Origin of the sequence: Rahnella sp. ChDrAdgB13, from assembly GCF_017655185.1 — a bacterium.
Taxonomy (GTDB): Bacteria; Pseudomonadota; Gammaproteobacteria; order Enterobacterales; family Enterobacteriaceae; genus Rahnella; species Rahnella contaminans.
This window is the reverse complement of the sequence record NZ_JAEMGT010000026.1, coordinates 39,511-60,482: the sequence shown is the minus strand read 5'-3', so window position 1 is coordinate 60,482 and position 20,972 is coordinate 39,511. Positions and strand designations below refer to the sequence as shown.

17 protein-coding genes are annotated in these 20,972 nt (G+C 52.3%); 12 read left to right on the top strand and 5 right to left on the bottom strand.

The annotated features are described in order from the left end of the window. Positions 1-554: 554 nt before the first annotated feature. The 8 genes from parA (at position 555) to J8X26_RS09115 (ending at position 9,709) form a co-directional block, all read left to right on the top strand. Positions 555-1,181 carry a ParA family partition ATPase gene (parA, locus tag J8X26_RS09150; protein ID WP_014341720.1) on the top strand — a complete coding sequence of 209 codons (627 nt, stop codon included), beginning with the start codon at positions 555-557 and terminating at the stop codon, positions 1,179-1,181. Further along, complete coding sequence (locus J8X26_RS09145) at positions 1,178-1,387, top strand: plasmid partition protein ParG (RefSeq protein WP_101078106.1); 210 nt, start codon at positions 1,178-1,180, stop codon at positions 1,385-1,387. The genes parA and J8X26_RS09145 overlap by 4 nt, the downstream gene beginning before the upstream one ends. Positions 1,388-2,756: 1,369 nt before the next feature. Then, positions 2,757-3,743, top strand: coding sequence for a replication initiation protein (locus J8X26_RS09140; RefSeq protein ID WP_104925214.1), 987 nt, complete (start codon positions 2,757-2,759; stop codon positions 3,741-3,743). 407 nt (positions 3,744-4,150) lie between these two features. After that, positions 4,151-5,770 (top strand): ABC transporter substrate-binding protein, encoded by a 1,620-nt coding sequence (locus J8X26_RS09135; RefSeq protein WP_244370450.1) that lies wholly within the window; start codon positions 4,151-4,153, stop codon positions 5,768-5,770. 51 nt (positions 5,771-5,821) lie between these two features. Further along, complete coding sequence (locus J8X26_RS09130) at positions 5,822-6,781, top strand: ABC transporter permease (RefSeq protein ID WP_152326710.1); 960 nt, start codon at positions 5,822-5,824, stop codon at positions 6,779-6,781. Further along, entirely contained in the window at positions 6,781-7,728 is a 948-nt protein-coding gene (gene opp4C, locus J8X26_RS09125; RefSeq protein ID WP_165059889.1) for an oligopeptide ABC transporter permease, read from the top strand. The genes J8X26_RS09130 and opp4C overlap by 1 nt, the downstream gene beginning before the upstream one ends. Next, entirely contained in the window at positions 7,725-8,729 is a 1,005-nt protein-coding gene (locus J8X26_RS09120; protein ID WP_152326712.1) for an ABC transporter ATP-binding protein, read from the top strand. The genes opp4C and J8X26_RS09120 overlap by 4 nt, the downstream gene beginning before the upstream one ends. Before the next feature lie 14 nt (positions 8,730-8,743). After that, positions 8,744-9,709 (top strand): ABC transporter ATP-binding protein, encoded by a 966-nt coding sequence (locus J8X26_RS09115; protein WP_152326818.1) that lies wholly within the window; start codon positions 8,744-8,746, stop codon positions 9,707-9,709. Positions 9,710-9,737: 28 nt separating this feature from the next. Here the strand turns inward: J8X26_RS09115 and J8X26_RS09110 are convergent, their stop codons facing one another. Next, on the bottom strand, positions 9,738-10,661 hold the full coding sequence (locus J8X26_RS09110; protein WP_165059887.1) for a LysR family transcriptional regulator: 924 nt from the start codon (positions 10,659-10,661) through the stop codon (positions 9,738-9,740). A gap of 158 nt (positions 10,662-10,819) precedes the next feature. Between J8X26_RS09110 and J8X26_RS09105 the strand changes: the two genes are divergently transcribed. Continuing rightward, positions 10,820-11,671 carry a fumarylacetoacetate hydrolase family protein gene (locus J8X26_RS09105; RefSeq protein ID WP_208950722.1) on the top strand — a complete coding sequence of 284 codons (852 nt, stop codon included), beginning with the start codon at positions 10,820-10,822 and terminating at the stop codon, positions 11,669-11,671. A gap of 2 nt (positions 11,672-11,673) precedes the next feature. On the opposite strand, the gene J8X26_RS09100 is transcribed toward J8X26_RS09105, so the two are convergent. Next, a complete protein-coding gene (locus J8X26_RS09100) occupies positions 11,674-13,062 on the bottom strand; it encodes a PTS transporter subunit EIIC (protein ID WP_208950724.1) in 1,389 nt (462 codons plus the stop codon). Positions 13,063-13,384: 322 nt separating this feature from the next. Between J8X26_RS09100 and J8X26_RS09095 the strand changes: the two genes are divergently transcribed. After that, positions 13,385-14,584, top strand: coding sequence for an enolase C-terminal domain-like protein (locus J8X26_RS09095; RefSeq protein ID WP_208950721.1), 1,200 nt, complete (start codon positions 13,385-13,387; stop codon positions 14,582-14,584). Here J8X26_RS09095 and J8X26_RS09090 read toward each other — a convergent pair. Further along, positions 14,581-15,291 (bottom strand): GntR family transcriptional regulator, encoded by a 711-nt coding sequence (locus J8X26_RS09090; RefSeq protein WP_208950720.1) that lies wholly within the window; start codon positions 15,289-15,291, stop codon positions 14,581-14,583. The genes J8X26_RS09095 and J8X26_RS09090 overlap by 4 nt on opposite strands. A gap of 207 nt (positions 15,292-15,498) precedes the next feature. On the opposite strand from J8X26_RS09090, the gene J8X26_RS09085 reads away from it, so the two are divergent. Together J8X26_RS09085 and J8X26_RS09080 are read left to right on the top strand one after the other, a co-directional pair. Beyond that, positions 15,499-15,750, top strand: a complete 252-nt coding sequence (locus J8X26_RS09085) for a helix-turn-helix domain-containing protein (RefSeq protein WP_152326717.1) — start codon at positions 15,499-15,501, stop codon at positions 15,748-15,750. Between the two features lie 3 nt (positions 15,751-15,753). Further along, positions 15,754-17,049 (top strand): type II toxin-antitoxin system HipA family toxin, encoded by a 1,296-nt coding sequence (locus J8X26_RS09080; protein WP_208950719.1) that lies wholly within the window; start codon positions 15,754-15,756, stop codon positions 17,047-17,049. Between the two features lie 80 nt (positions 17,050-17,129). On the opposite strand, the gene J8X26_RS09075 is transcribed toward J8X26_RS09080, so the two are convergent. Further along, complete coding sequence (locus J8X26_RS09075) at positions 17,130-19,607, bottom strand: membrane-bound PQQ-dependent dehydrogenase, glucose/quinate/shikimate family (protein WP_208950718.1); 2,478 nt, start codon at positions 19,605-19,607, stop codon at positions 17,130-17,132. Positions 19,608-20,028: 421 nt separating this feature from the next. Next, positions 20,029-20,916, bottom strand: coding sequence for a LysR family transcriptional regulator (locus J8X26_RS09070; protein WP_208950717.1), 888 nt, complete (start codon positions 20,914-20,916; stop codon positions 20,029-20,031). Between the last annotated feature and the right edge of the window lie 56 nt (positions 20,917-20,972).

Genomic DNA, 20,972 nt, shown 5'->3' with positions numbered 1-20,972 from the left:
GGTGAGATGGTGAGATGGTGAGATGGTGAGATGGTGAGATGGTGAGATGGTGAGATGGTGAGATGGTGAGATTTTCATGGCTACTGTTTTGAACATCAACACCAGCCGAAACTTTTTGGCGCTCTCATTGGCATGATGCATCCCCGCGAAAATCCCAAGAACGCAGAATCATAAAATCACAAGATAGCGAAATCCTTGTAGCTCCATTTTGCACCCTTATTCTTTGAGATCGATACTTCAGCCTTATCCGCCTGCAATCCTGACATCCCAAAACCCTGGGATGATGGGATTCAAAAATCATAACATCCTGAACATTATGTTACCGCCGTAATCAATCAACCGGTAATCACGTAATCCTGAAATCACAGGATAATATAATTCGGTAATCCTAAAATATTGAAATCATCGGATGTAAACTTTATAGTAGTGTTTCAATCCTGTGATTCATGGATTTTTAAATCCCAGAATCCTATGATTACATAAATAATGAATCCCGAAACCTTATGATTACGGGATTCAATAATCTTCATTTAGCGCTTCACCAAGAGGTTGTTATGGCAGCGAAAATTATTTCTTTCCTGAACGGGAAGGGCGGGGTAGGGAAAACCACGACTTCTATTAACATCGCAACCTGTCTTGCACGACAAGGTCATAAAGTCGTGATGGTCGATACCGATCCACAAGGAAGCATCAGCAACTGGTACGACGAAAGCAAATGCCAGTTCGACCTGGCGGAAGCCGCATCAGAAAAAGAAGTTTATACCGTACGTAAGCAGTTGAAAGAATATGACTACGTAGTCATCGACGGTGCAGCAGCAATCTCGGCAATTTCATCAGCAGCGGTGATGGTCAGTGATTTAGTCCTGATCCCTGTGACACCGTCACCTTTAGATTTTGCAGCCTGTGGCGCTATACTTGCCGTTGTTGAGGCGCGTGAAAATTTACAGCCTGTCATCGCGCGTTTTCTGATCACCAAGAAAGTCGCATCCGCTAAGATGCTGGAAGTCTTGAAAGAATCGATTGCTGATACAGGCGTTCCGGCACTGCGCACAGGCACCACTCAGCGCCAGGTATACATCCGTACCATGATGGATGGCGGAACAGTCTTCGATACAACGGACGGTAATGCGAAAGGCGAGATTGAAATTATGACCAAAGAAATTACGGAGTTGTTGAAATGAAAATGAAACTTGGCCAGCACAGACAACTGACTACAGCACTGGACGCTGTAGCAAAGCCGCCCGCTTCAGTGAAGAAGTTACAGACTAACATCGATGAAGAGCTGCATCGCCGTTTCAAAACCAGCTGCTTCCTGCAAGATCGCGAGATGAAAGACGTTCTGACAGAGCTGATCAATGCCTGGCTAATCACCAACGAACGTTCCTGATCGTTTGTTCCGTCTTGATCGGGCCTTTTCTGGCCCGCTTTTGTTTCTGAAGCCTGCACAACCTTGTCCCTTCTGGTGTTTCCTTTTCCTAATCCCTTACGTATTAACGTCGCCAGTCCTTATCAGGATCCCAAGATCAAATAGTGTTTTGTTTTATTTATAAGTTTAGATCTTTCTCTTTAAGAGAGGTTTTTTATTAAGTAAATCAGCAGAATACAACGCGTCTTGTGGAGATATTTCCTGCCCGGAGTGGAGATCCTTCCTGTTGGATGTGGATCCTTTTCATGATGAATGTAGAGCTTTTTCCTGTGGATAATTCCCTTACAGATCAGTCCACTGGATACGTGGAGCTTTTTTCTGTGGACAGTTTCCATTGGGAACCCATGTCATGAACATCAGCTTAGATTTAACACTAACATATTGCCACAACTCATTTTTATGATAGGTGGAGTAATTTCCTGATCCCAGAACGAGCCCTAATGTGGAGACATTTCCTGTGACAGCGTCACGTTGTGTCACGCAGCAGGGAGAGGATCATCCTGGTCAGGCATAATCGGCTTCAGAAATAGATATCCGGGCAGCAGAGCAGGGCATATGTGGAAGATTTTCCTGATCCAATCAGCGGTTATGTGGAGACATTTTCTGATCTGATTAACGCTATTCAATTGATCTCTGAAAATATAATGTTTTATAAACAGTGGGTTAGGAATTATGTGACATTGTCACTTGCCTATATGTGGAAGAATTATCTGATCAAACGTGCGTGAATTCACGGTAACTGTGCAGTCAGTTAACACCTTACGATGGAATACGTGGAAGTATTTCCTGATCCCGCGCATTGCTATACGTGGAAAGATTTCCTGAGATCGGAACGCCCCATATATGTGGAGTTATTTCCTGATCGCCGATCGTGTATCCCTAAATGTGGAGACATTTTCTGATCGCCGGGGCACATATATGTGGAAAGTTTTCCTGTAGATCCCGATTCAGACAGGGAACGGGCCGGGATGTTGAAATGAGAACGGGATCACAAAGCCGTTTACGGTCAGTTAACGTGCAGTATGGACTTATATGTGGAAGAATTTTCTGATCGGCAGGGGAGAGCAGCGAGTATCTCAGACATTCTGGGCTGGAGATCTTCAGTCCGATAAGTGGAGTAATTTCCTGTAAAAAGCGAGCCGATCCAGCATGTTAAAAAAGGATCCCGGAGTCGGTGGAAAATCATATGTGGAAGTTTTTCCTGATCGATGTTTTAGGATCCTCTTATAACAATTTGAAAGTAAAGGAATAAATAAGCCTTGTTTTTACTTTACGTCAGTATTTTTTATGTGGAATAATTTACCTACTTTCCACTTATGGATCCTGCTACATGGAACTGAATAAACTCACCGTAGTTCAGGGGAACGATCTTCTTGAAGGCGCCTACAGCGTTACTCTGGATGAAATGCGCTTGCTTAACCTGGCGCTGGCACAAATTGATAGCAGGAAACCTCAGCCGGACACGCTATATCGACTTTTCCCTCAGGATTACCAGCGGATCTACGGGGTAAACCCGACCAGCAGCCACCGCCAGTTGCGTGAAGCTGCAGAAAGCCTGATGAAAAAGCCGGTCACCATCTACAAACCAGATACGAAAACCGGAAAGGTGCGTACCGTTCAGCTTTCGTGGTTCTCGCGGCTGGAATACGTCAGCAGTGATGATCACAGCGCCGTTGTACTGAGATTTGGTCAGGACGTTGCACCGTATCTATATGAATTAAAAGAGTCTTTTACCAAACTCAATTTTGCTAATATCGCCAAACTGGATACGCCGTTCTCCGTGCGTCTGTATGGCTGGTTAATCAAAGCCAAAAACCTCTACGGCAGACGCAGCGGTAAAGCCATTGAAGTGACCCTGGATCTCAACTGGATGCGCGAGAAGGCCGGTCTGGCAGGTAAATACGAGGATTACCGTGACTTCCGCCAGAAGCTGCTTGAACCGACGATCAACCGGATCAACGCCAATACCGATATCTCCGTGGTCTGGGAGCCGGTGAAGCAGGGCAGAACCGTTGTTTCGATCAAGTTCGCGTATGTCGATGAGTCAGCGCCAGAAGCCAGTAAACCACTGCGCCCGCGCTTACCGCGCCGTCCGCGCGCAGTGGCAGGTTCGGCGCTGGAAGGCGAGTGGGCACGCCGCTGTATCACCATCTTCGAAGAGTATCGTGAGAAATTAAGCGCTTACGACGTTGAAGAAAAGGCGACGTTGCCGGATCTGCGCAAGCTTTCAGGCTGGTACAAGCTGATCGGCGAGAAGAGCAAACAAAAAGAGATCCTCTCTGAGGTCAGTTCCCGCAGTAAGAAAACCGCTGCCTGACAGTCCCGGCCTGAAAGCATTCCGAAATGAACGGCGTATCTTCGATGAGATACGCCGTTTTTCTTTGTACGGATCCGGAGGATTCCGACGTCCATTACAGTTAACTTACTGATTATCCTGACCTGAATGGTTAGTGAGTGCTTACTGGGTATGGGCAGGAAATCATTCCACATTACCCGTTTTGGCGGCTTTTTCAGCGTACTGCCCAAAAGCTATAAGCCATATTATTTCGTTGTTAGACAAGGACAAACCCCAACCTTACTCTTCGTCATGTTTTGTAAACCTATTGCACACTTATTGATGAGGGATGTCACTTGGCTACGTTACTCACTTCTGCCCCCGCGCAATCCGTCTCCCGCGCGCGCCGCACCGCTTCTTTTAAAATCGCATTGCTGGCCAGCGCCGTGATGTTTTCTTCTTTATCCTTTGCGGACGATGTTCTTAAAGAAGGCATCACTCCGGCCACAGACGCCAGCCAGGTGCCTGCTGCCGCGAAACTGCGTACGGACACCGTGATCGCCGGGATCTCCGAACCGCAGGGCATTTTTAACCCTTACTTCTTCGTGAATGGCTGGGATGAAAACGTCACCAACGTGATCTTCGCCCGCCTGATTGACTGGGACAGTCAGGGTAAACTGGTTCCGGGTCTGGCGGAGAGCTGGACGGTCAGCCCGGACGGCAAAACGTATACCATCAAACTGCGTCCGAACCTCAAGTACAGCGACGGTTCAGCGCTGACGGCGGAAGACGTCGCGTTCACACTGACCGTGTTGTACGACCCGAAATATGACGGCGACACCGACATCACGCTGGCACACATTGCCGGCGGTGATGAATATAAGCAGGGCAAAGCGGACAGCGTCAGTGGTCTGAAAGTTATCGACCCGCTGACCCTTCAGGTGACAACCACGCAACCGGGCGCGACCACGCTGCAAAAAATCGGCGGGCCGGTGCTGTCGAAAGCCTATTACGGCAAAGATTATCAGCGTGGAAATCTCGATACACTGCGCACGCTGCACGGCAAACCGCTGGGTAACGGCCCGTATGTTTACGACAAATACATTCCGGGGCAGGAGATCCGTTTCCACGCCAACACAAACTATTACCGCGGTACGCCTCCGACGCCACGTTTCATTTATCGTGTTACCAATCCGTCGACGAACTTCCAGTTATTCCAGACCGGCGATACCGACTATGACGCTTTTACGTCACGCCCTGATGATATCGAACAGCTTAAACTGCTGGGTTTTGCGAACATCAACCTGTACGGATCCAGCGATTACAGCAAGATTGAGTTCAATCTTCATCGCCCGGTATTGCAGGATGTAAAAGTTCGTCAGGCGCTGATTTACGGTCTGGATCGCCAGAAACTGATCGACGTGGTGTATCAGGGCTACGGCTCCGTGGCTATCGAGCCGATCGCGCCAATCTCCTGGGCGTATAACACTGAAGGCGTGAATCCGTACAAATTCGATCCGGCGCAGGCCAGTAAATTACTGGATGAAGCGGGCTGGAAAACCGGCGCTGACGGCATTCGTGTGAAAGACGGCAAACGTCTGGAACTGACGCTGCTGGTGAGCAAAAAAGTACTGAACGACGCCCTGATCCCTATCGCCAAAGAGGACTACCAGAAGATTGGGGTGCTGCTGAAACCACAGGTTGTGGATTTCAACGCGCTGATGTCGCAACGTAAAGCGGGGAATTACGATCTGGCGTCATTCAGCACCAGCACGCTCAATGATCCGCACGACGGCGTCTGGGATTACTACAGCACAGAGGCCACGGAGCAGGGTTACAACAATCCGGAAGTGGATAAGCTGATCAACGAAGGTAATGCGACCCTCGACATCGAAAAACGTAAGCCGGTTTACCACGAACTGTACAAAGTTCTGGCGAACGATCCGCCGGTGATCCTGCTCGGCAACCGTAAAATTTTGTCGGCCAGCAGTGCCCGCGTGACCGGTTTCAAACCGGATATTTACAACGGCCTGACCGGCAGCCTGCCGGATGTCAAAATCGTCAAATAATCAGAAATCACGTTGCTGCCGGTTCTTACCGGCAGCTTCAATGAGGAAGTCATGAGAAATTTCATTCTGCGTCGTTTGCTTCAAACCATCCCGATGTTGTTCCTCGCTTCGCTGCTCATCTTTATGCTGTTTGCCAAAACGCCGGGCGATTTTATCGACGGCAATATTACCCTGACCGCTCAGCGTGCCGCCGAACTCAAAGCGTTATACGGCCTCGATCAGCCTCTGCTTAGCCGCTATCTGCACTGGCTGGGGAACCTGCTCCAGGGCGATCTGGGTTTTTCGCTGCAATATCAGATCCCGGTGAGTCAGTTGCTGAATCAGTACATCTGGAACTCCTTCCTGCTGGCGACTATCGCCATGGTGCTGTACTGGGGTATCGCGCTGGCGGTGGGTATTGTTTCTGCCATGAAACCCTATTCGCTGTTTGATCACGTCGTCAGCGTGGTGATATTCGCGGCGATGTCATTTCCGACGTTTTTCCTTTGCCTGCTGCTGATCAAATGGTTTGCGGTTGATCTCCACTGGTTGCCGGTTGGCGGCATGACCAATACCGGCAGTGACGCCACGGGTTGGGCCTGGGTGATGCAGGTCGCGGCGCACCTGGTATTACCGGTGATTGCGCTGGTGATGCTTCAGGCGGGCAGCCTGACGCGCTATTTCCGCGCCAGCATGCTGGACGTCGTACGCATGGATTTCATCCGTACCGCGCGCGCCAAAGGGCTGCGCGAGCGCACCGTCATCCTCAAACATGCGCTGCGGAACGCGCTGTTGCCAATTATCACGCTGTTAGGATTCGAGCTGCCGGGGCTGTTTTCCGGTGCGCTGATCACCGAAAAGGTCTTTAACTGGCCGGGCGCGGGGCACATTCATATTGATTCGCTGGCCGCGCGCGATTATCCGGTGCTGATGGGATTCACGCTGTTCCTGGCGGTTCTCACCATTCTGGGCAACCTGATTGCCGATGTGCTTTATGCGTGGGCTGACCCGCGTATTCGTGTGAGGTCGTGATGTTTGGATCATTATTTTCAACACACCGCCGGCTTCGTGAAGCGGGAATACCGGCGATGGCGCAGGTGACACCGTCACCGTGGCAGCAGGCCTGGAAATCGTTGCGACAGAACCGGCTGGCGATGTTTTGCCTCATCCTTCTGCTGGTCATGGCGGTCTGGTGCATAGTGGGCCCTTACTATTCGCCATGGCGCGATGACGCTACCGATGCACTGATGATTAATAAAGCGCCAAATGCCGATCACTGGCTGGGCACCGATTTTCTTGGGCGCGACGTTTATACGCGCCTGCTTCTGGCCGGGCGTATTTCGCTGATCATCGGCCTGCTTACCATGTTGCTCTCTGTGACACTCGGCTATCTGATGGGCGCGGTTTCGGGGTATCTGGGCGGCGTTGCTGACAAAATTATCATGCGTTTTGCCGATCTGGTGATGACCATTCCGAGCCTGCCGCTGCTGATTGTGATGGGCGCGATGCTCTCGGAACTGGATTTCTCGCCGGATTCGCGCGTCTACATGGTGATCGTGATGCTCAGTTTGCTGGAATGGCCGAAGCTGGCGCGTCTGGTGCGCGGGCAAATTCTGTCCCTGCGCGAGCGTGATTTTATGCTGGCGACGCAGGTGCTCGGGTTATCCGCGCGCCGTCGTCTGTTCGGCCATCTGTTGCCCAATACTGTGCCCATTCTGGTAGTGATGGCGACGATGGCGGTGGCAAACGCCATTCTCAGTGAATCGGCGCTCAGCTATCTCGGGTTGGGCGTGGTGCCACCGACGCCTTCATGGGGAAACATGATGGACGCGGCCAACAGCCTGATCGACTTCCAGCGCCGTCCGTGGTTATGGATGCCGCCGGGCGTGGCGATTTTTATCACCGTTATTGCGATTAACGTACTGGGCGATGGCCTGCGCGATGCGCTCGATCCCAAGATGAAACGGAGTAAAAAATGACAGAACCGTTGATCCGTTTTAATCAGCTTGCGCTGTCTTTTTCCAGCGATCAGGGGCGTGTGCGTGCAGTGCAGGACGTCACGTTTGACGTTCAGGCAGGGCAAACCGTCGGCATTGTGGGCGAATCCGGTTGCGGAAAAAGCGTCACGGCGATGTCGCTGATGGGATTACTGCCGCCACAGGCCGCGCGCATTGATGGCGGCGAAATCCTGTTTCAGGGGCGTGATTTACTGAAACTGCGCGCATCACAAATGGCGGATCTACGCGGCAACCAGCTGGCGATGATTTTCCAGGAACCGATGACCGCGCTCAATCCGGTGCTGACCATTGGTGAACAGCTGGTTGAGCCGCTGATCCGCCATCTCGGGGAATCGCCAAAATCGGCCTGGGAAAAGGCAACGAAGATGATCACCGACGTTGGTCTGGCGCGTGCGGAAAGCCTGATGACCAGTTATCCGCACCAGCTTTCGGGTGGCATGTTACAACGCATCATGATTGCGATGGCGCTCAGTTGTAAGCCGCAGTTGCTGATTGCGGACGAGCCGACCACCGCGCTGGACGTCACCGTGCAGGCGCAGATCTTACGGCTGTTACGCGATCAGGCGCGGCAAAATCACATGGCGCTGATGCTCATTACGCATGATTTGGGTGTGATCGCGCAGATGGCCGATCACGTGGTGGTGATGTACGCCGGGAAAATTGTTGAGCAGGGCGCAACGGCGGAAGTGCTGCGCAATCCGCTGCATCCGTACACGCAGGGGTTGATCGCGTCGCGGCCCACGCCGGGCGAGCGTCGCCGGCGGTTGTATTCCATTCCCGGTCAGGTGCCGGATCTGGCTGCGCTGCCGCCGTACTGTGCTTTTACCGAGCGTTGTGAACGTGCCACCGACCGCTGTCGTCAGGGGATCCCACCGCTGGAAGGGCGGTCGCGGCAGGCGGCCTGTTTTTACAGCGGGCTGAATCCGGCAAATGAAATGACGCAGAAGGAGTTGCAGCCATGAGTGCTGAAAATCTGATGAGTACTGACTACCTGATAGAAGTGGATGGCCTGAAGAAACACTTCCCGATCCGCGACGGCGTATTCGGGCAGGAAACCGGCCAGCTGCGCGCGGTAGATGGCGTCAGTTTTAACATCCGCAAAGGCACTATTTTCGGGCTGGTGGGCGAATCCGGCAGCGGCAAAACCACCGTCGGCAGAACGCTTCTCGGGTTGTACGACAAAACGGCGGGCAGCGTGAAGTTTCGTGGTGAAGACCTGCACCGGCTCAAGCCGAAACAGCTTAAAGCGCTGCGACCGAAAATCCAGCTGGTGTTTCAGGATCCCTACAGTTCGCTGAATCCGCGTATTCGTATTGGTGACGCGATCGGCGAAGCGATGCTGGAACATAAACTCTGCTCACGCGCTGAACTGCACGGCAAAGTGGTGGAAGTGATGAAAATCTGCGGGCTGTCGCCGCTGCATTACAACCGCTTTCCCCATGAGTTTTCCGGCGGGCAACGCCAGCGTATTGGCATTGCGCGGGCGCTGATCCTGCAACCGGAATTCATTATTGCCGATGAGCCGATCTCCGCGCTCGACGTCTCGATTCAGGCGCAGATCATCAATTTATTCTCGGATTTACGCGACGATCACGGTGTGACGTTTCTGTTTATCTCGCATGATCTGGGCGTGGTGGAACATCTGTGCGACGACGTGGCGGTAATGTATCTGGGGCAACTGGTAGAAACCGCGAGCCGCGATGCTTTATTCCGCCAGCCTTTGCATCCGTACACGCAGGCGTTACTGGCCGCCGTGCCGACGCTTGATCCTGACAGCGAACCGGTGGCAATGGTCAGCGGTGAAATTCCGGATCCGTCAAAACCGCCGTCCGGCTGCCGTTTCCATACCCGCTGCCCGCGCGCGACCGAACGTTGCCGCGCTGAAATTCCGTTACTGCGTGAAGTGGAAAGCGGCCACCGCGTCGCCTGCCATCTGGTGTAATTTCCGGCTCTTTCCCGCCGCGGCTGGCCTAGTCTTCCAGCATGCGGCGGGCTTCACTCTGCATTTTCTTCCCGACGTTTTGCGTCACTTCAATTACCTTTTGCGTCGCGGGTGAAAGAAATGCGCCTTCCCGCCAGGTAATGCCCACACGACGCGGCATCATCAGTTGATCGTTATCGATCCGGATCAGCCGGGAGATAAACTCTTCCTCGACGAGAATGTTTTCAGAAAGAAAACTGAGCAGGCCACTTTTGGCGATCAGACCGGGCACTGACGCCAGCGAGCTGATTTCCACTTTAACGTCCGGCAGCGGGCAATGATTTTCATAGAACATCTTGTCCAGCCACTGCCGCATCGACACGGTTTTGGCTGGTAAAATCCAGCCGTAACGGCTCATGTCGCGCAGCGAAACCGGCCTGCCCGCCAGCGGATGGTCGCGTGACGCCGCGACGACCACGCGATCGGCGGTAACCGGCACCTGAACCACCGGGCTTTCATAGTTCACCAGCGGCCCGATAATAATGTCGATGACGTGGCGCTCCATCAGCGTAAACAGCACGTCGTTCATGCCGATCTGGATTTCCAGTTTTACGTTGGGAACCTGTAATTGCAGCGTTTTGCAGATTTCCGGCAGTAAAAATTGTGTCGCGGAACCCGACACGCCGACACGCACAATCCCGCCCGCGCCGCTGCTCAGTTCCGTCATAACTTCTGCCATCTCATGATAGGAATTTTGCAGCGCCAAGCCCCGCTGATAAAGAATGCGACCCGCCTCGGTCAGCTCCAGACCCCGGCCGGCTCTTTTAAACAATTTAATGCCGAGTTCTTTCTCCAAACGGGTGATGGATTTCGATAGCGCGGGCTGCGTAATATTTAAATTTTGTGACGCAAGTCTCAAATTTATCATCTCCGCAGCGGTGACGAAATAATCTAAGTCCCTGTTATTAATCATACATTCCTGAAATTCATCGATTTGGTAAAAAAATATAGTAGAAGGCATGAGAGGCGCGGTCAATAATCTCGCGATCTTTGCAGGGGCGTGAGCGTCTCCGCAATCTGAACGCCAGTGAATTCACCTGTTTTATGTAAAATAAGAAACTAAGCGCATCTATGAAAATTGTTAATTTCACCCTCAGTAAAGAACACACCAAAAGCTTCGGCATCTTCCAGACAGACGGCATTATTGATGTCGGCCGTCACTCAGGTTGCCGGGATATTAACGAATTCATGGCGCATCATCAGCTTGACGAATTGCAGCGCTATGCGCAGCTTCCGGCCGATCTTCAGCTGAGCGACATCAGCTTTCTGCCGGTGATTGACCGTCCGGGCAAAATCTTCGGCGTCGGCATGAACTACGCCGAAAAGCGCAAAGAGTTCAATGAAACCAGCGACGCGCCGACGTTATTTGTCCGCTTCGCCGATTCGCAGGTTGGCCATAACGGCATCATTATCAAACCCGCCTCTTCCAGCCAGTTTGATTACGAAGGGGAACTGGCGATCATTATCGGCCGCACCGGCCGCAATATTCCGGCCGAAGATGCGCTGGATTTCATTGCGGGCTACAGCTGTTATATGGATGGCTCGGTGCGCGACTGGCAGCATAAGTGGTACACCGCCGGGAAAAACTGGCCTGCCACCGGCGCGTTCGGGCCGTGGCTGGTGACGCCGGATGAAGTGGGCGATCCGCAGAATCTGAGCATAAAAACCTGGCTGAACGACCGGCTGGTGCAAAACGACACCACGGCTAACATGGTGCATACCATTCCGCAGATGATTGCCTATATCAGCACGTTTACGCAGCTTTCGCCGGGGGATGTGATCATGACCGGTTCACCGGGCGGCGTGGGCAAAAGCCGCGTACCGCCGTTGTACCTGAACGCCAATGACACGATTGAAGTGGAAATTGAGAACATCGGTCGTTTGACTAATAAAATCCAGGCAGCAGCCAGCGCCGCCGCCTGAATTTAACGCACCTGACTGACCAGAGGCACCGATTTTCCGGTGTCTTTGTTTTTAACGACCATCAGATATGTCAGCGTAAATGACAGCCCCAGCGATAACACCACGCCCATTACGATATAAATGAAGTACGGACCGATGTAGGCGGGCAGGCTGAAAATGCTCGACAGAATATAGCCGTACAACCGCACCCCGAAGAATGCAATAAACGCCGACGCCACAGAACTGCTGATCGTGGTGGCGATAAACGCTTTTTTATAGCGTGTCAGCACGCCAAACAGCGCCGGTTCAGTGATCCCCAGCAGCCCGGAAATCGCCGCCGACAGCACGACTGATTTTTGCTCGCGGGTTTTCACATGGAAATAAATCGCGAAGGTCGAACCGGCAATCGCCATGTTGGCCATAAACATCATCGGCATCAGCATGTCCCAGCCCTGATCGGTGAAGTTCTGCAAGGCAATTGGCGTCATGGCGTGGTGCATTCCGGTGAGGATCGCCACCGGGCGGATCGCGCCAACAATAAAACCGGCGAACACCGATGACACTTCAAACAGCCCCTGAATACCCAGCGCCAGCAGTTTACCGAGGTAAATTCCGGCCGGGCCAATCACCGTCAGTGAAACCAGCGCCGCAATAAATAGCGTCAGCGTTGGCGTGAAAACGGTTTTCAGCACGTCCGGCATGATTTTGTCCACCCAGCGGTGAATGTAGCTCAGCGCCAGCACCGAGAAAATCACCGGAATCACGCTGGCCGAATAGTTAAATACCGAAACCGGCAAGATATCCATGAAATACAACGCTGTTGGCGCATCCGCAGTATGGCTGGCGAGCGCTTTTGCGGCGTCAATCAGCGTCGGATACATCAGACAGGCGGCGACTGCGGCAGCCAGATATTCATTGGTTTTGAAGATTCTCGCGGCAGAGACAGCGAGGAAGAACGGGAGAAAATAGAAAACGCCGCTGGCAATCAGATCGATGATCATCACGGTTTCACTTTTCGCCGAAATCACCTTGAGGGCGATTAAACCGGCCAGCAAACCTTTGATCATTCCCGCGCCCGCAATGGCCGGAACGATCGGGCCAAACACGCCGGACACCGTATCCATGAACATCGAGATCAGACTTTTGCGCGCATTTGTGGAAACATTTCCTGTTGGCTTTGACGCCGGATCCAGCTGCGAAACAATCGCTTCGTACCAGGTATTCACTTTCGGCCCGACAATAATCTGCACCTGACCGCTCTGGCTTTGCGCGCCCAAAACGCCGGGCAGATTTTTTATCTCATCCCACGCCACTTTATTTTCGTCGGCTAAATCAAAACGCAGACGGGTCATGCAATGCCAGATTTTATTAATATTTTCTGCACCGCCGACGCCTTTAATAACGGACTGCATTATTTCTGTATTCACCCTGAACCCCGCGACGGAAATTGTATTTTTATTCTCAGATGGGAAGGGAGTGTAATGAGCGTGGTTTTTAAAAACAAACCAATAAAACAGGATCCCGGTCACATAATCCGCCTTCTAAGCCTGCTCAGATGGGGTTTTATGATAATTGGTCTGGTTTTTTTCAGTAAATGACCGTTCTTTCATACCAAAATAAATGCATGAAATTAAGGTTTACAGCCGGGCGTAAAATACGGTGAAATAACCGCAATACGAATATTCCCGCACTCTTTTCCTTAAAAGAGCTGAAGGCCATTATTAAGGATTTTCCATGAAACCTGTGCTGATTACGCATATTGAATGCCAGATAACGCGCCCCGATCGCCATAATCTAGTGGTCGTCAGAATTGAAACTGACTGCGGTGTTTTCGGCCTCGGCTGCGCCACATTCCAGCAGCGTCCGCTGGCGGTGAAACTGATGGTCGATGAATACCTCAAACCGCTGCTGTTAGGCCGCGATGCGAATCACATCGAAGATTTGTGGCAGATGATGATGGTGAACGCGTACTGGCGTAACGGGCCAGTGATCAACAACGCCATCGCAGGCATCGATATGGCGCTGTGGGATATCAAAGGCAAGCTGGCGAATATGCCGCTGTATCATTTATTCGGCGGTAAATCGAAAGATGCGGTCACCGCGTACAGCCACGCGGCGGGGGAAACGCTGGAAGATCTCTACGGCGAAGTGGATCGTCTTCTGGGCGAAGGTTATCGCCACATCCGTTGCCAGCTGGGCTTTTACGGTGGCAACGCGCGCGATTTCCACACCACGCGCGAACCGGCGGCGGGCGCGTATTACGATCAGGATCAGTACATGGATAACACGCTCGCCATGTTTAAAGCGCTGCGTGAAAGGTACGGCAATCAGTTCCACATTCTGCACGACGTTCATGAGCGCCTGTTCCCGCAACAGGCGGTGCAGTTTGCCAAAGCGGTGGAACAATACCGGCCTTACTTTATTGAAGATATTTTGCCGCCCGATCAGAACGAGTGGCTGGCGCAGATCCGCAGCCAGACCGCCGTGCCGCTGGCCACCGGCGAATTATTCAATAATCCGGCGGAATGGAAGGATCTGATCATTAATCGCAGGATCGACTTTATCCGCTGTCACGTTTCACAAATCGGCGGTATCACACCGGCTTTAAAACTGGCGCATTTTTGCCAGAGTTTTGGCGTGCGTCTGGCCTGGCATTGCCCGCCGGACATGACGCCGGTCGGCGCGGCGGTGAATACGCACCTGAATATTCATCTGCATAATGCGGCTATTCAGGAATTTGTTGCTTATCCGCCCAATACGCAGCAGGTTTTCCCCGGCGCACAGGCTCCGGTGAACGGGTATTTTTATCCGTGTGAAGAAGCCGGGATCGGCGTGGATTTCAACAGCGAGGCGGCGAATGAATTTCCGGTGGTGTATCGCCCGCATGAATGGACGCAAAGCCGCCTGCCCGACGGCGTGATCCACACGCCTTAAGTCTGCCGAAACGCCAGATTATCCTGATTAAACGGGATGACGTAAGTACATGAATAATCGATGTCGAGGATATCGCTGAACGCGTAAACGCGGCCGCCCTGCAAAATCCCTCTGTTGGTGATCTGCATGGCGGCGATGCCTTTCTTGCAGCCCAGCAGCTGCGCCTGCTCTTTGCTGACGCTGACCGCCTGATAACGGGTGAGGGAATGCGAAATCGCGAAGCCTTTATTCAGAACGTATTGCTGAATGGAATGCTCGATCGTTTTCTGATTCAGATCCGAAAAACCTTCGGCGGGCATCCGCGAATACTCAATCTGTACGTTGCGCTGGCTGATGCGTCGCAGACGAGTAAACGCCCAGATAAAATCATCCGCGGTTATATCGAAAACCTGCTGCTCTTCGCGGTCAGGCCGCCGCTTATGTAACTCCAGCATTTGGAAACTGATTTCGGTGAATTTCTTCTCGGTAATCGAGTTGTATACCAGCGGATTACTGCTGACGCCCGCATTGATATAAATCCCCGAGCCTTGCACGATGCGGACCGCACCGATACTCACCAGTTTTTCCAGCGCCTTGCGCACGGTAAACCGCGAAACCCCGTATTCTTCCGCCAGCTGGCGTTCCGGTGGCAGCTTTTCCGGCAACGATCCGCTGTTCTGATAAATTTTGCTCAGTAAATCCTGAGCGATAAATTCACTTTTTTTCATGGGCGTCTGGCTTATTTGAGACAGGGAGATCGGGAACGCATTGAAACATGCGACAGGCAGAAAGGGCAAATTACAGCCTGAAGGCTGTATTAGATTTTTACAGCTTACAGGGTGTAGAGGATATTTTAATATTATCCGCTTTAGAGGATAGAAATTGATTTATCCCTTACAGGGGATATACTGAAAATATCCGCCAGGGAGGATAATATGAATATAACTTCAACAAAAATGTTGGCCAATGCACTGCGGAATGAGCGTAAAAAGCGCAAACTGAGCCAGAGTAAAACCGCTGAGACAATGGGCCTGAAACAGTCCACGGTTTCTGAATTTGAAAATTACCCGGATGGAACGCGGTTGGAAACACTGTTTAAACTGCTCGCTGCGCTGGATTTAGAGCTGCAGATAGCACCAAGAAACAGTGATCCACAGGACAAAACGTCGTGGGATCAGGAGTGGTAATACATGGATAAGTTAACGCTCGCGTTAAATGGCATTACGGTGGGGACGTTAGAGAAAGCCAGTGGCGGTGAAATGTCATTTGTGTATCACGAAAGCTGGCTGAACCGGGCGGGAGCTCGTGCTATTTCGTTATCGCTTCCGCTGCAAACTGCAAAGTTTCGTGGTGCCGTGGTATACAACTTTTTTGATAACCTTCTCCCCGATAATGAGCAAATCCGAAGCCGTATTCAGGCGCGTTTTGCCATTCCGACGAAGCAGCCTTTCGATTTGCTTTCTCGCATTGGGGGCGATTGTGTCGGTGCAGTTCAGTTGTATCCGGAGAACAGCCAGGTCACGCCGGTAACTGAAATTCATGCCCAACCGCTAAGCGATGAAGAAGTGGAACATCTTCTTCAGGGCTATAAAGAAGCCCCTTTGGGCATGGAAGCGGAAGTCGATGACTTTCGTATTTCGCTTGCCGGAGCTCAGGAAAAAACAGCCCTGTTATGGTATCGCGACCAGTGGCATCGTCCGCAGGGGAGCACGCCGACGAGCCATATTCTTAAACTTCCCATTGGCTATATAGCAAACAATGGAATCGATTTAAGCGAAAGTGTTGAAAATGAATGGTTGTGCCTGAAGATTGCGGAACAGTTTGGGCTCCCCGCCGCCCGTGCCGAAATTGCCCGTTTCGGTACGCAAAAAGTGTTAGTGGTTGAGCGCTTTGATCGCCGCTGGTCACAGGATGGTTCCTGGCTGATGCGGTTGCCGCAGGAAGATTTCTGTCAGGCGCTGGGCGTGGCTCCGGCGCTGAAATACGAGTCTGATGGTGGTCCGGGCATCGCGGCGGCAATGAAACTTCTGCTTGGATCACAGCAGGTTTTACGTGATCGGGAACTGTTTTTTAAGAGTCAGATTCTGTTCTGGATGCTCGCTGCCATTGACGGTCATGCGAAGAACTTTAGCGTGTATATTGAACCCGGAAGCGCATACCGGATGACGCCACTGTATGACGTGATGTCTGCTTTCCCGCTTATGCATCCGCAAGGTATACCGGCGAAAAAAGCCAAAATGGCGATGGCTGTTCTGGGGATAAACCGGCATTTTCACTGGGACAGGATCCTTCCCCGGCATTTTGGCACAACGGCGCTGCGGGTCGATTTTCCGCAAGAGAGTGTGGTCCGTATGATGGCGGAAATGAAAGAAAAAACTCCGCAGGTGATTAAGGACGTCGCGGCTTTATTGCCCGCCGGTTTTCCTGTAAAAATCAGCGAAGCAATATTCGCAGGATTAAAGAGTCAGGCATCAAGGCTTCCCTGAACACCCCATAAATATCCCCAAACAAAAAAGCCCGCCAGTTCACACCGGCGGGCTTTGTTTTTCGACAAAATTAAATCGATTTACTTCTGATCAGGTAATGCGTAGGCGATCACGTAGTCGCCGCGTTCTGCGGACTGACGTGCGCCACCGGCGCTGATGATGATGTACTGTTTACCGGTTTTCGGTGAAACGTACGTCATCGGGCCAGACTGGCTGCCAACCGGCAGGCGGGATTTCCAGATTTCTTTACCGGTTGCGGTATCAAATGCGCGCAGATAGAAATCCTGCGTACCGGCGAAGAACAGCAAACCGGATTGCGTTGACAGGCTTGCGCCCAGCGTTGGCATACCGACTTCCATTGGCATACGCATTTTGATGCCCAGCGGACCGGTGTCTTTTACCGTACCGACAGGAACCTGCCAGACGATTTTACCGGTTTTCAGGTTAACCGCAGACATGGTGCCAAACGGTGGTTTCTGGCAAGGAATGCCCAGCGGAGACAGGAAGCGCTCGCGGACTGCGCCGTACGGCGTACCGTCCATCGGCACCATCCCCATCTCAATACCGCTTGCGCCGGTCGGAACCTGTGCACGCGGAACCATGTAGTTCGCCAGACCCAGACGCATATCATTCACGAACATGATGGCGTTGTTCGGGTCAACCGACACGCTGCCCCAGTTCATGCCGCCCAGAGAACCCGGGAATTGCAGGGAACGATCCAGACCCGGAGGCGTATAAACGCCTTCGTGACGCATTCCTTTAAACTCGATGCGACACAGCAACTGATCCATCGGCGTCGCGCCCCACATGTCAGATTCTTTCAGCGTCTGGTTGCCGATGTTTGGCATACCGACAGAGAAAGGCTGCGTTTTGGAGTAGCGTTCGCCAGGGACGTTACCCTGCGGCACTTCACGATTTTCCACTTTCGCGACCGGCTGGCCGGTTTCGCGGTTCAGCATGAAGATCATGCCCTGTTTGGAGGTCTGCACCAGAACCGGCGTGCTGCCACCTTTGCCGTCCGGCAGGTCATACAGCAGCGGCTGAGACGGCAGGTCGAAGTCCCACAGATCGTGATGCGTGGTCTGGAACGTCCAGCGGACTTTACCGGTTGTGGCTTCAACAGCGACCACGGATGAACTGTATTTATCATCCAGCTCGGTACGTGTGCCGCCGAAGAAATCAGGCGTGGCGTTGCCGGTTGGCATATAAATCAGACCCAGTTTCGGATCGTAGGACATCGCAGACCAGACGTTCGGCGTACCGCGGGTGTAAGTCTGACCTTCCGGTGGCAGTTTGGTGATGTTCGGATTACCCGGATCCCATGCCCATACCAGTGCGCCGGTGTGAACGTCAAACGCACGCACCACGCCCGGAGGTTCGCCGGTGGAGAAGTTATCCGCCACGCGTCCACCAACAACCACGACATTACCCGCGACCAGCGGGGTAGAGGTTTGCTGGTAATAGCCGGGTTTCACTTCGCCCATGCCGACTTTCAGGTCAACCACGCCGTTGTCACCGAAATCAGCGCAAGGCTTGCCGGTGTCGGCGTTGATGGCAATCAGACGCGCATCGATGGTTGGCAGGAACAGACGGCGTTCGCAGGTCGCGCTGACGGTACCGCCGGTGGCAGCAGGCGCTTGCGGCGCATCTGTTGCAGGCGCGGCAGCTTCTGAAGCGGCGTTTGGAGTGGCCGGTTCAGCCGCAGGAATGGCAGCCGGAGCCTGTGGCGCTGCGCTGTTTACGCTGCTGTTCTCGTAATAGCCCAGACCACGGCAACGCTGCCAGTTCGGCGCGGTAGAGTTGGAGTCGTAAGACCACAGCTTTTTACCGTCATCCACATTCAGGGCGATCACTTTGCTGTACGCGGTACATACAAACAGTTTGTCACCGATTTGCAGCGGGGTGTTCTGGTCTTCAGCGCCGGAACCGTTACTCTGCGGGATATCGCCGGTATGAGCCGTCCACGCCACCTGCAGTTTATCGACGTTGGTTTTGTTGATCTGATCCAGTGCAGCAAAACGGTCGCCTGCGGTGGTGTTACCCCAGTTCGCCCAGTTTTTCTGTTCCGCACCTTTATCAACCGGTTTGACCGGAACCTGATCGTTGTCGGCGCTGATGATTGGCGTCGGGACGAACGTGTTACCGAATGCCGCGATCAGGGCAACTGCCAGCACGGCGGCGAGCGAGAAACTCGGCCCTTTGCGGGCAACAAGGCCCGCGCGCGTTTTCAGCAGCGGATACGCCAGTGCGACGAGGAAGGCCAGAACGCCGAACGTGAACAGGCGGGAGAACAGCGGCCAGAAGGTGAAACCGGCGTCCCAGATAGCCCAGATAACAGAAAGAACGAAGGCGACGGCGTAGAGCCACGCGCCCGAAGGCTTACCTTTGAAAATTAAAACGGCGGAAACGACGAGGGCCAGACCCATCAGCAGGAAGTAAATGCTTCCTCCCAATGTGGCCAGATACGCACCGCCGATGCCGAGTGTCAGGCCGATAACGGCCATCAGCGCACTCAGCAGCCAGAGGAGCCAGGTCCATTTACTCTTAGTTGTTGGCATGATTTATCTCACTGCACTTATGTTGTCGACAAAAATATTGTAGTCAAGATGTGGGAAAAGCTGGAAACACGTAATGAACACCCGTTATCAAATGAACCAGATAGGACAATTTCGCGCAAATAGTAATACTTCTCATCGGGGTTGTGAATGTGTAACGAAGAGTTTGAAATTAGGTAAATTATTATAAGTGAGATTACTCTTTGTGCGGCTACCAGGTATGGCATTGATATTTAATGATTAAATAATTTAACTTATTCAAATAAATGATATTTAAACTCTGTTTTATAGCTTTTAAGTCTATGTGGGCGCACTATTTGCCCACAAGAGTGTCGTTTGGTGTGAGGAATGTGACAGAAATCACTAAGAAGTATGATTTTGTGTGAACCTTTTGGGGAGTTTTACTGCCGTGGGCTGCAAGTAGCTACAGATAGCCTTCGATTAATGTCTTCATTTCTTTAGTAATATGTTCTACCAGACGGCTTTTCGGGATCTGCGGCGGGAATACGGCAAGATAGGCAATACTTATGTCTGGCGTAAAGGGCTTGAGCACAATATCGCTCTTGTGGCTGCGCGCCGTAATGTAATCAACGATGCCGATGCCCAGATTATTCCCCGCCATGATGCAGCAATTATTAAGCGACGTTTCGATAGGGTTGTTCATATACAAGTCGAGGCGGCTCATGACCTGATCCAGCTGTTCTCGCAGCGGCGTTTTCCGGCCGGGAATAATGGGGCGATAGCGGGTCAGATCCATGGCGGTGACCACATCCTGTTTCGCCAGCGGATGCCTCGGCGACATCACGGCCACGGCTTTGGCGGTTGCCAGCATCTCGGCTTCAAGCCCTTTCACATCGGGCTTTCCGAAGAGAAACCCTACGTCGTACTGGTTGCCGGTCACCACATCCATAATGTGCGTCGTGCTTTCGATATCGAGAAACAGCGAGATATCCGCAATCTCTTCAATCAGCGGCGGCAGAACGTGTTCGACGCACAACGGCGAAAGCGCCGCGACGCTGCCGATGCGCAAAACACTGCCTTTTGAATGACGGATTTCGTCGGCGATACGTGAAATATGTTCAAGTCCGAGATAAAGACGTTCGACTTCACGGTACAACTTGATGGCATCGTCGCGCGGAATCAGCCCTCGCCCGTCGCGGTCAAACAGCTTCAGATCGATGGCATATTCAAAGTCACGGATCAGCCTGCTGACCGCGGGCTGCGTGATATTCATCATATTCGCCGCCGCCGTAATCCCGCCAGTGAGGATCACTTTGTGAAAGGCTTCGACCTGTCGGGGATTAATTTTCATAATATTTCCTCAGAATCCATAACATTTGTTTATGGATGTAACACAAAATACAATTT